We start from the raw sequence: 11,534 nt of genomic DNA on the forward strand, positions 1-11,534 counted from the left end.
ATAATATGTTAATAACATATGAATATTTCTATAAATATATGTCAACACTTTGTTATATCTAATTTTTTACTCACAATTTATATTGTTTTTAATTGTGGATATCTAGTATAATATTTATATTGGATTTTAATTAACATGGTGTTGATTTTTTTGTCAACAATTTTGATTTGTTTAGAACATATTTTTTTAATATTTATTTTTATATAATCTGTTAATAAACTTGTTAATAAATATGCAAATAAATTTAAATTTTATACTTAAAAGTTAGGGGGGAAATTTATGGCTTCAAATTTAGATAATATTTGGAATAGTGTTTTGAGTATTATAAAAGTAGAATTAACTGAGGTTAGTTATAACACTTGGCTTAAAACTGTAATTCCTATTAGTTTATCTAATAAAACAATAATACTAGCCGCTCCAAATGATTTTACTAAAGGGATCTTGGAGGGAAGGTATTTAAATCTAATTAAAAACGCAATTAAGGAAGTAGTAAAAGAAGATTATGCAATCGAATTTATAATTCCTGGTGAAGAATCAGTTTCAAATAAGGGACAGGCAATAGAAAAGGAAAATATAGAAATGCATAGATCTCAACTAAATCCTAAATATTCTTTTAATACATTTGTAATAGGAAATAGTAATAGATTTGCTCATGCGGCAAGCTTAGCGGTAGCTGAAGCTCCAGCTCATGCTTATAATCCTCTATTTATCTATGGAGGAGTAGGTCTTGGAAAAACTCACCTTATGCATGCAATTGGTCATTATATATTGAGCCAAAATCCTGATACAAAGGTTATGTATGTATCAAGTGAAAAATTTACAAACGAACTTATAAACTCTATAAGGGAGTATAGAAACGAAGAGTTTAGAAACAAATATAGAAATATAGATGTGCTTTTAGTAGACGATATCCAGTTTATTGCTGGAAAAGAGGGAACTCAAGAGGAATTTTTCCATACATTTAATGCTCTTCATGAAGCAAACAAACAAATTATAATTTCTTCAGATAGACCTCCAAAGGAGATTCCGACATTAGAAGATAGACTTAGATCACGTTTTGAATGGGGGCTTATAGCAGATATCCAGGCACCTGATCTTGAAACTAGGATAGCAATACTTCGAAAAAAAGCAAATATAGAAAATCTGGAAGTTCCAGATGAAATAATGGAATATATAGCAAGTAAAATTCATTCCAATATAAGAGAACTTGAAGGAGCACTTATAAGAGTAGTCGCTTATTCTTCATTAACTAATAAAGATATTACTATAGAACTTGCTGAAGAAGCCCTAAAAGACATTATATCTAATAATAAACCAAAAGAAATCACTGTAGACCTTATAAAAGAAGAGGTATCTCAAAACTTTAATATAAAAATAGATGATTTTACTTCTAAAAAGAGGACAAGAGCTATTGCATTTCCACGCCAGATAGCAATGTATCTAACTCGTGAACTTACTGATTTGTCATTACCTAAAATAGGAGATGAATTTGGAGGCAGGGATCATACAACAGTTATTCATGCCTGTGACAAAATAAATGCTGATTTACAAGCTAATAAAGATTTAAAGGATAAGGTAGATTATATTACAGATAGGTTAAAGGGAGTTTAGATGTTTTTTTGTGGATAGTTTTAAGTTTATTATAAGATTATCAACATGTTATTAATTCATTCATAACTTATGGTTTAAACGCAAAAAAGGCTTATCCACATATTCACACGCCCTACTACTATTACTACTATCTTTATATATCTTTATATCTATCTAGAGAGGAGATTTTCGATGAAAATTAAAATAAAACAAAGAGAATTATCAAAACATATTAATATAGTACAAAAGAGTATTTCTTCAAGAACTACAATGCAAATATTAGATGGAATACTTTTAGAAGCTAAAAAGGATAAATTAAAGCTTACTGGAACTGATTTAGAACTTAGTATAGAATCATTTGTAGATTGTGAAATAATCGAAGAAGGATCTATTGTAGTTAATTCTAGAATATTTGGTGATATAATAAAAAAGCTTGAAAATGATTTAGTTACAATAACAGTAGATAAAACTAATATAAATATTAAATGTGAAAATTCAGAGTTCAATATATCTGGTAATTCTGGAGAGGATTATCCAGATCTTCCTTTAGTTGTAGAAAGAGACTCCTTTAATATACCTATGGATATATTTAAAACTGTTATAAAAAAGACTGTATTTGCTACTACTGCAGATGAAACAAGGCCTACTTTAACTGGAGTTCTTGTAGAAATAGAAAATAGATTTATTTCTTTTATAGCACTTGATGGATATAGACTTGCATTTAAGAGATTACCTATAAATACAGATGCAAACACCAAGATGATAATACCTGGAAGATCACTAAATGAAATAAACAAGATATTGGAAGAAAAAGAAGAAGATTTAAATATAAGTGTTTCACCTTCACATATAATAGTAAACCTTGGGAGTACGACTATTTATTCTAGGCTTTTAGAAGGTCCATTTTTCAATTATAAAGATATTATAAGAAAAGAACATAAGACAATTGTAAAGGTAAAAAAACAAGAATTACAAAATAGTTTAGAGAGAGCATCGCTACTTGCTAAAGAAGAAAAAGCAAATCTTGTAAAACTTAGTCTTATAGATAACACTTTAAATATAAAGTCAAATACAGAAGTTGGAAATGTTTTTGAATCAATAGATGCTCAAGCAGATGGGGAAGATGTAAATATAGCTTTTAACTCAAGATATATAATTGAAGGTATAAAAGCTATAGATGATGAAGAAATAAAATTAAACTTTATGGGAAGTTTAAACCCTTGTATAATAAATGGTTTAGAAGATGAGGATTATACTTATTTAGTACTACCTGTAAGACTAGCTCAAGATGATTTTTAGGAGAGATAAAGATGAAAGAGATAAAAATAGATACTGAATTTATAAAATTAGATCAGTTTTTAAAGTTAGCAGGAATAGCTGGAACTGGTGGACATGCTAAGATTTTAATAAGTGAAGGAGAAGTACTAGTTAATGGGCAATCATGCACAATGCGAGGAAAAAAACTTAGAAAAGATGATCTTGTTAAAATAGATGGAAAAAGTTTTAAAATAATCCAAGATTAGTTTTAGAACATTTGTTTAAAAATTAATAATATGATATAATACAAATCTAAGAATAAATAAAACTTTTTTTAGATAAATTTTTGGTGCAAAATTATTACTCATATATCAAAGAGTAGATAAATACTTTTTAATGCCTTAAGGGGTGCATAGTTTGAATGTAGAAAATATAAGGCTTATAAATTTTAGAAATTATAAAAATATAGAATTTAAATTAAATAAAAATCTAAATATTTTCATAGGCAATAATGCCCAAGGCAAGACAAATCTTATAGAAGCTATATATATATGTGCCACAGGAAAATCATTTAGAACCAATAGAGATAAAGAAATCATAAATTTTTGTAAAGATGAAGCTTATATAGGATCTTCTGTGCGTATAGAAAATTATAATAAATTTATTGAAATAAAACTTCATAGAGATAAACCTAAGAGAATCAGAATAAATAAAACAGAACTTGAAAGTTATAAAGATTTAAATAGTGGTCTAAATGTTGTAATATTTACTCCAGAGGACTTAAAGATAGTAAAGGGAGGCCCAAATGAAAGAAGAAGCTTTCTTGATGAGGGTATCTCTAGGATAAAACCTATATATAATTATAATATAAATAAATATAAAAAAATCTTATTTCAAAGAAATAATTTACTAAGGTCTAGTAAATTTAGAAAAGATTTAAAAGAGCTTTTAGATGTATTTGATAATCAGATAGTAAAGATAGGTACAAATATTATTTTAAATAGATATGAATATATAGAAAAACTTAATTCAATATCTCGTGATATCCATAAAGAGATAACTTATAAACAAGAAGACTTAAATTTAAAATATATTACAAATGTTCCCATATTAGAAGATAGGCTAGAGATGGAAAAAGCCTATCTAAATTTAATGAAAAAAAACTTAAAAAGAGATATAGAATATACTACAACAGAAATAGGACCTCATAGAGACGATATAGATATGTATATAAATGAAAATGATGCTCGTATTTATGGTTCTCAAGGTCAGCAAAGGACAATAATCCTTTCTATTATCTTATCAGAAGTAGAACTTTTAAAAAATGAGAAAGGAACATATCCTGTTTTATTACTAGATGACGTTTTTTCAGAACTAGATGAAAGTAGAAAGGATTTTTTGATTCTCTTTTTTAAAGATATTCAGACATTTATAACTACAACTGAAGGAGAAGATTTAAAGTCGATGGAGGGCTTAAATAAAACTATATTTCTAATAGAAGATGGTAATGTCAAAATAGGAGGATAAGTTTTTGAATATTTGCATAGGGGAAAATATATTTATTTCAAAGAAAGATATAATAGCTGTACTTGATTATGAGACTATAATAAAGTCCAAAGATGGAAAAGCTTTTATAAAGTGGTACGAAAAAAATGCTTTTATCCATCATATAAAAAAGGAAGTAAAGAGTTATATAGTAACAACTAACGGTGATAATATAAAAATTTACGAATCAAATATATCTTCAAATTCTATAAAAAATAAATTTAAATTGAAGGGATTGAAAGAATTAGATGACTAAGGAAATGGATATAAAAAATGATAGACATTATACCGCAAGTGAAATCCAAGTACTTACAGGGCTTGAGCCGGTTAGAAAAAGACCTGGTATGTATATAGGAAGTACTGGTCCTAAAGGTCTTCATCATTTAGTATATGAGGTAGTAGATAATGGTATAGATGAAGCTTTAGCTGGTATTTGTGATACTATAAAGGTAGTGCTATATGAAGATAATTCGATATCAGTAGAAGATAACGGAAGTGGTATTCCAGTAGAAACTCATCCTCAAACAGGTAAGTCTACAGTAGAAACTGTTCTTACTATACTTCATGCTGGAGGAAAATTTGATGGTTCAGCATATAAGGTTTCAGGTGGACTTCATGGTGTAGGTATAAGTGTTGTAAATGCACTTTCAGAATGGTTAGAAGTAAAGGTAAGAAGAAACAATAAAGAATATATGCAAAAGTTTGAAAGAGGTATAGCAGTAAGTGAATTAGAAGTAATTGGAACTAGTACTTCTACTGGAACTACTGTTACATTTAAACCTGATAGTGAGATATTTGAAACTATAGAAATTAGTTCTGACACTTTAAAGAATAGGTTTAGAGAGATGGCATTTTTAAACAAAGGTGTTAAAATAATTATTGAAGATAAAAGAAGTGGAAAAGAAAAAGAGTTTTACTATGAAGGTGGAATAAAGTCTTTCGTAGAATATATAAATAAAAATAAAAACCCAATTCAAAAAGATATAATATATTTTGAAACACAAAAAGATGGTGCAGTTGTAGAATTTGCGATGCAGTATACTGATGGATACTCTGAAAATATATTTACATTTGCTAACAATATAAATACCATAGAAGGAGGAACTCATCTTTCAGGACTTCGTACAGCTTTAACAAGGGTTATGAATGACTATGGTAGAAAATACAATATCTTAAAAGAAAAGGATGAAAATCTTTCTGGAGATGATGTAAGAGAGGGTCTTACGGGTATCCTTTCGGTAAAACTTGGAGAGCCTCAATTTGAAGGACAAACCAAGACAAAGCTTGGAAATAGTGAGATGAGAGGTATTGTAGAGTCAAGTACCTATGAATATTTAAACAACTTTTTAGAGGAAAATCCAAAGCTTGCAAAAACTATATTAGATAAATCTATAGGTTCTCAAAGAGCTAGAAATGCTGCTAGAAAAGCTAGAGAACTTACTAGAAGAAAGAGTATATTAGATAATACTACACTTCCTGGAAAACTTGCTGATTGTCAATCAAATGATATAAATATAACAGAAATATATCTTGTAGAGGGAGACTCAGCAGGTGGTAGTGCTAAACAGGGTAGATCTAGAGAATTTCAGGCTATACTCCCACTAAGAGGAAAAATACTAAACGTAGAAAAAGCAAGATTAGATAGAATCTTAAATTCTGATGAAATAAAGATAATGATTACAGCTTTTGGAGCAGGGATTGGAACAGAATTTGATATAGAAAAGTTGAGATATGGTAAGATAATAATAATGACAGATGCGGACGTTGATGGTGCACATATTAGAACCCTTTTACTGACATTTTTCTTTAGATACATGAGAGAATTAATTGATAATGGTCATATATATGTAGCTCAGCCACCACTTTATAAGATAACTAAAGCAAGAAAAGAACACTATGTATATAGTGATGAACAACTTGATGAGCTTTTAAATGAAATAGGAAGAACAGGATACTCTATTCAAAGGTACAAGGGTCTTGGAGAGATGAATCCAGAACAACTTTGGGATACAACAATGGATCCAGACTCTAGGATACTTCTTAGAGTTAATACAGAAGATGCAGTAGCAGCAGATGAAATATTTACAACTCTTATGGGAGATAAAGTACAACCTAGAAGAGAATTTATACAAGAAAACTCTAAATTTGTTAAGAATTTAGATATATAGGAGGCAAGTATGGACAAAGAACTTAAAGGTCAAATAATTGACATAAACATAGAAAAAGAAATGAAAAAGTCCTACTTAGACTACGCCATGAGTGTTATAGTAAGTAGAGCACTGCCAGATGTAAGGGATGGTTTAAAGCCTGTTCATAGAAGAATACTCTATGCTATGGATGAACTAGGCATGGGTCCTGATAAACCTCATAGAAAGTCTGCAAGGGTAGTAGGGGATGTACTAGGTAAGTATCACCCACACGGAGATAGGTCAGTTTATGAGGCAATGGTTAGACTTGCGCAAGATTTTAATACAAGGTACTTGCTCGCAGATGGTCATGGTAACTTTGGTTCTATAGATGGTGATAGTGCAGCGGCTATGCGTTATACAGAAGTTAGAATGACAAAGATGGCAATGGAGATGCTTAGAGATATAAATAAAGAAACTGTAGACTATGGGCTTAACTTTGATGAAACATTAAAAGAACCAATGGTACTTCCAAGTAAGTTTCCAAACCTTATGGTAAATGGTTCTTCAGGTATAGCAGTTGGTATGGCTACAAATATACCACCTCACAATATAAAAGAAGTTATAGATGCAGTTGTAGTATTACTTGATAATCCAGATGCAAGTATAGATGAACTTATGGAAGAGATAACAGGACCTGATTTTCCAACTGGAGCTTTTATAGTTGGTACAAGTGGTATAAAATCAGCATATAGAACTGGTAGGGGAAAGTTAAGACTTAGAGCAGTAGCTGAAATAGAAGAAAATGATAAAGGAAGATCTATGATAGTAGTAACTGAACTTCCTTATCAAGTAAATAAGGCAAATCTAATAGAAAGAATCGCAGATTATGTAAGAGATAAAAAGATTGAGGGAATTTCAGATTTAAGAGATGAGTCAGATAGAGAAGGTATGAGAATAGTTATAGAAATAAAAAGGGATGGAAATCCTAATATAGTTCTAAATAATCTCTACAAATATACTCAGATGCAAACTACATTTGGAATAATAATGTTAGCACTAGTAGATGGTGAACCAAGGGTGTTAAATTTAAAACAAATGTTAACTTACTATATTGCTCATCAAAAGGAGATAATAGTAAGAAGAACTCAGTTTGACCTTAAAAAAGCTGAAGCTCGTGCACATATTGTAGAAGGGCTTAGAATTGCACTTGACCATATTGATGAAGTTATTAAAATAATAAGAGCTTCAAAAAATGATGCTAGTGCTAAGTCAAGCTTAATGGAGAGCTTTGGACTATCAGATATTCAGGCTCAAGCTATACTTGATATGCGTCTTAAGAGGCTTACTGGTCTTGAAAGAGATAAGCTTGATGAAGAATATAGAGAGCTTATAAAACAGATAAACTGGTTTAAAGAAATATTAGCTAGTGATAAAATTATATATAATATAATAAAAGAAGAGATATTAGATATTAAAGATAGATTTGGAGATAGAAGAAGAACTAGGATAATCCCATCTTCGGGAGAAATAAATATTGAAGATATGATAAAAGAAGAAGATATAGTTATTACTTTAACTCATTTTGGGTATATAAAGAGAATGCCAGAAGACACTTATAAAACTCAAAGGAGAGGAGGAAAAGGGATACTAGGACTTACAACTCGTGATGAAGACTTTGTAGAAGATTTATTTATAACTTCAACTCATGATACTGTACTTTTCTTTACAAATAAAGGAAAAGTATTTTCATTAAAGGGTTATGAGATACCAGAAGGAGGAAGACAAGCTAAGGGAACTGCTATTATAAATATACTTCACTTAGAAAAGGGCGAAAAAGTATCTGCCATAATTCCAATATCTTCATATGAAGATGACCATAATCTAATCCTTGCTACAAAGAAGGGTATAGCTAAAAAGACAAAACTTTCAAGTTTTGAAAATATAAGAAAAAATGGAATAATAGCTATAACACTTAAAGAAGATGATGAACTTATATCAGTAAGAAGAACTTGTGGTGATGATGAAATGATAGTAGTTACTGAAAAGGGAATGGCTATCAGATTTAGAGAACAAGATATAAGAACTATGGGAAGAAGCGCTATGGGTGTAAAAGCTATTACACTAGCAGATGATGACAAGGTAGTGGCTATGGATCTTGCTCCTGATGATAAATTTGTTTTAGTAATCTCTGAACAAGGATTTGGAAAAAAGACACCTTTAAATGAATATAGAACTCAGATAAGAGGTGGTAAAGGTATTATAACTTATAATATTCGTGAGAAGACTGGAGATATAGTATCAGCTAAGGTAATAAAAAAAGAAGATGAGATTATGATGATATCTTTAAACGGAACTATAATAAGATTGAAGGCTGATGAAATATCTACAATGGGAAGAAATACACAAGGTGTAACTCTTATGAAGATGAAAGATGATAGAGTAGTTGCTGTAGCAAAATATGTAGATGAAGTAAAAAACTAGGGAAATATTGTTAGTACCTGGTTTTTGCTTTACTTATTTATAAAAATCATATAAAATAGTTTAATACAAACACAAACAATAAAGATAAGGGGGGTTTAACATGTCTTTAAGTATAGATTCTCAGTTTGATAATAATGAAAATAAGTGGATATTTAAACCAGAAGGAGATTTAGATATATATACTTCCAGTCAATTTAAGGAAGAGGTACTAAAAAACTTCAATGCAATAGAATCAGATATAATTATAGATGGAGGCAAACTTGACTATGTAGATAGTACAGGCCTTGGAGCTTTGATAAGTATTCTTAGAACTATGAAAGAAAAAGAAACTAAAATATATATAGAAAATGTAAAACCAAATATAAGAAAAATCTTTGATATTACTAATTTAGATAAACTATTTATCTTTAGAGGTGAAGAAAATGAATGATAAGATAGAATTAAAACTTCCAAGTAAACCAGAATATATTAGTCTTATAAGACTTACTGCTTCATCTATAGCAAATAATATAGATTTAAATGTAGATGAAATAGAAGATATAAAGGTTTGTATAAGTGAAGCTTGTATAAATGTATTAAACTTTGCTGATACTGAAGAAATAAATGTATTATTTAATTTGAAAGAAGATGGAATATATATAGAAATAAAAGATGTGCTAGAAGATATACCAGAAGATGTAGAACATTCAAAACAAGGCATAATGGGTTTATTAATTATAAATTCTCTAATGGATAGTGTTGAATTTAAAGACTCACATATAATTATGATAAAATATATATAATAAAGGTGGTACTTAAATGATGATTAAGAACTACTATAAAAAAGAATCAAAGAAAAGTATTGAAAAACAAGAGATAAAAGATCTCTTTATAGAATATGAAAAGACTAAAGACCAAGAGATAAGAGATATACTTATAGAAAAACATCTTTATATAGCAGAGATTTTATCTAAAAAGTATTCTAATAGAGGTATAGATTATGATGATATATATCAAGTAGCATCTATTGGACTTATATATGCCGTAGATAGATTTAAGGTAGCTAAGGGATTTGAGTTCTCAAGTTTTGCAACACCTACTATTATAGGAGAGATAAAAAAGCACTTTAGAGATAAAGGATGGACTATTAGAGTTCCAAGAAGAATACAAGAACTCTCTAAAAAGGTAAATAACTCTAAAGTTCACTTAAGTCAAAAACTTCAAAAGGCTCCTACAGTTAAAGAGATAGCAGAATATTTAGAGTGTACAGAGGAAGAAGTCTTAGAAGCTATGGAAGCTAGCAAAGTATATGCACCTCAATCCTTAGACATTACATTTGATTCTAGTGGTGATGATAAAGATATAAATCTAGCTGATTTAATTGGTGAAGAAGATTTTTATTTTAGTAAAGTAGAAAATAGTGATTTTATTCTTAAAACCATGAAGGGCTTAAATGATATAGAAAAACAGATAATAATAGAAAGATATTTTAATAAAAAAACTCAAGTATCTATAGCCAAAGATTTAGATATATCTCAAATGACAGTTTCTAGGATAGAAAAGAGAGTATTAGAAAAACTAAGAAGAGAAGCAGAAAAGAATATGATAATATAGTTATGAGTTATGCTTTTCTGGGGGACAATGTATGAAAAATAAAAAAGAGATACTTAAGAAAATAATTGAGATATCATTTATGTTAGAAATTGCATTATCATTTTTCTTGATAATAGGTATAATAGTGGGGATGAAAGATATATTTTCTTATCTTGTAGATATATATAAGACGAGTGCTGTTGAAACATATGATGTATTTAAACAATTTTTAGCTCATATACTTCTCTTGGTAGTGGGTATAGAACTTATTCTTATGTTAGTATCTCATTCAATAGATTCTATTATAGAATTTATCTTATTTGTAATAGCTAGAAAGATGTTAGTTCATGCAGAAACAATGTTAGAACTTTTTCTTGGTACTATATCAATAGCAGTTTTATTTTTAACTATAAAACTTTTTGCAGCTAAAAAAGACATTATTAAATATGATGATTAAAATAAAAATACTCAAGTAGATAGGATTAGTAATAATCTTATCTACTTTTTTAAAATTAAATAATGCTATCATCCATGTTTTATAGAGTAAGATCTAGTTCTTACTCTATTTTTTTATCGTTTATAGAATATCTAATAATGATATATGTTCTTATATATTATGGTTTACTGAGATGAAATTTAGATGAGACTTTAAAAAACATATAATATATTTAGCTTGTAAACCACTTAAATACACACTTACATATTATTTAAAACATTATTTCAAATAAGTGTTGACATATATATTAAAAGAGTATATAATTTTAAAAGTTGGCTCGAGAAAAGAGCAAACAAAACAATTTTAAAAAGATTTAAAAAAACTATTGACTTATCCTTAAAAAGATAGTAAGATAGTAAGAGTCGGCTAAGGGGCACGACAGAAAAGTCAAAACAAACTTTAAAAAATATTTTAAAAAAAGTGTTGACAAGCTTCCTTGAAAATGATATACTAAACAAGTTGCC

At 28.7% G+C, this 11,534-nt stretch carries 11 protein-coding genes; all 11 read left to right on the plus strand.

Features of this window, described 5'->3' with window-relative positions; genetic code table 11:
- Nucleotides 1–279 precede the first annotated feature (279 nt).
- The 11 genes from dnaA to TICRE_RS06555 all read left to right on the plus strand — a co-directional run bounded on the left by dnaA (nt 280) and on the right by TICRE_RS06555 (nt 11,031).
- Nucleotides 280–1,611 (plus strand): chromosomal replication initiator protein DnaA, encoded by a 1,332-nt coding sequence (gene dnaA, locus TICRE_RS06505; RefSeq protein ID WP_075726327.1) that lies wholly within the window; start codon nt 280–282, stop codon nt 1,609–1,611.
- Nucleotides 1,612–1,782: 171 nt separating this feature from the next.
- Nucleotides 1,783–2,889, plus strand: a complete 1,107-nt coding sequence (gene dnaN, locus TICRE_RS06510) for a DNA polymerase III subunit beta (RefSeq protein WP_075726329.1) — start codon at nt 1,783–1,785, stop codon at nt 2,887–2,889.
- An 11-nt stretch (nt 2,890–2,900) separates the two neighbouring features.
- Entirely contained in the window at nt 2,901–3,113 is a 213-nt protein-coding gene (gene yaaA / locus TICRE_RS06515; RefSeq protein WP_075726331.1) for a S4 domain-containing protein YaaA, read from the plus strand.
- Between the two features lie 151 nt (nt 3,114–3,264).
- Nucleotides 3,265–4,374, plus strand: a complete 1,110-nt coding sequence (gene recF, locus TICRE_RS06520; RefSeq protein WP_075726333.1) for a DNA replication/repair protein RecF — start codon at nt 3,265–3,267, stop codon at nt 4,372–4,374.
- Between the two features lie 4 nt (nt 4,375–4,378).
- Nucleotides 4,379–4,648, plus strand: a complete 270-nt coding sequence (remB, locus tag TICRE_RS06525; protein ID WP_075726335.1) for an extracellular matrix regulator RemB — start codon at nt 4,379–4,381, stop codon at nt 4,646–4,648.
- Nucleotides 4,641–6,560, plus strand: a complete 1,920-nt coding sequence (gyrB, locus tag TICRE_RS06530) for a DNA topoisomerase (ATP-hydrolyzing) subunit B (protein ID WP_233120159.1) — start codon at nt 4,641–4,643, stop codon at nt 6,558–6,560. The genes remB and gyrB overlap by 8 nt, the downstream gene beginning before the upstream one ends.
- 9 nt (nt 6,561–6,569) lie before the next feature.
- Nucleotides 6,570–9,002, plus strand: a complete 2,433-nt coding sequence (gene gyrA, locus TICRE_RS06535; protein ID WP_075726337.1) for a DNA gyrase subunit A — start codon at nt 6,570–6,572, stop codon at nt 9,000–9,002.
- Nucleotides 9,003–9,102: 100 nt separating this feature from the next.
- A complete protein-coding gene (locus TICRE_RS06540) occupies nt 9,103–9,432 on the plus strand; it encodes an STAS domain-containing protein (RefSeq protein ID WP_075726339.1) in 330 nt (109 codons plus the stop codon).
- Nucleotides 9,425–9,784 (plus strand): ATP-binding protein, encoded by a 360-nt coding sequence (locus TICRE_RS06545; protein WP_075726341.1) that lies wholly within the window; start codon nt 9,425–9,427, stop codon nt 9,782–9,784. Before TICRE_RS06540 ends, TICRE_RS06545 begins: the two co-directional genes overlap by 8 nt.
- Nucleotides 9,785–9,800: 16 nt before the next feature.
- A complete protein-coding gene (locus TICRE_RS06550; protein WP_075726343.1) occupies nt 9,801–10,595 on the plus strand; it encodes a SigB/SigF/SigG family RNA polymerase sigma factor in 795 nt (264 codons plus the stop codon).
- A gap of 31 nt (nt 10,596–10,626) precedes the next feature.
- Complete coding sequence (locus tag TICRE_RS06555; protein ID WP_075726345.1) at nt 10,627–11,031, plus strand: hypothetical protein; 405 nt, start codon at nt 10,627–10,629, stop codon at nt 11,029–11,031.
- Nucleotides 11,032–11,534 lie beyond the last annotated feature (503 nt).

It is taken from the genome of Tissierella creatinophila DSM 6911 (assembly GCF_001940565.1).
Classification (GTDB): domain Bacteria; phylum Bacillota; class Clostridia; order Tissierellales; family Tissierellaceae; genus Tissierella_A; species Tissierella_A creatinophila.

What these genes read in the sequence shown, in the direction of transcription:
- dnaA (WP_075726327.1), top strand. Translation starts at nt 280, where the DNA reads ATGGCTTCAAATTTAGATAATATTTGGAATAGTGTTTTGAGTATTATA.
- dnaN (WP_075726329.1), top strand. Translation starts at nt 1,783, where the DNA reads ATGAAAATTAAAATAAAACAAAGAGAATTATCAAAACATATTAATATA.
- yaaA (WP_075726331.1), top strand. Translation starts at nt 2,901, where the DNA reads ATGAAAGAGATAAAAATAGATACTGAATTTATAAAATTAGATCAGTTT.
- gyrB (WP_233120159.1), top strand. Translation starts at nt 4,641, where the DNA reads ATGACTAAGGAAATGGATATAAAAAATGATAGACATTATACCGCAAGT.
- gyrA (WP_075726337.1), top strand. Translation starts at nt 6,570, where the DNA reads ATGGACAAAGAACTTAAAGGTCAAATAATTGACATAAACATAGAAAAA.
- TICRE_RS06540 (WP_075726339.1), top strand. Translation starts at nt 9,103, where the DNA reads ATGTCTTTAAGTATAGATTCTCAGTTTGATAATAATGAAAATAAGTGG.
- TICRE_RS06545 (WP_075726341.1), top strand. Translation starts at nt 9,425, where the DNA reads ATGAATGATAAGATAGAATTAAAACTTCCAAGTAAACCAGAATATATT.
- TICRE_RS06550 (WP_075726343.1), top strand. Translation starts at nt 9,801, where the DNA reads ATGATGATTAAGAACTACTATAAAAAAGAATCAAAGAAAAGTATTGAA.
- TICRE_RS06555 (WP_075726345.1), top strand. Translation starts at nt 10,627, where the DNA reads ATGAAAAATAAAAAAGAGATACTTAAGAAAATAATTGAGATATCATTT.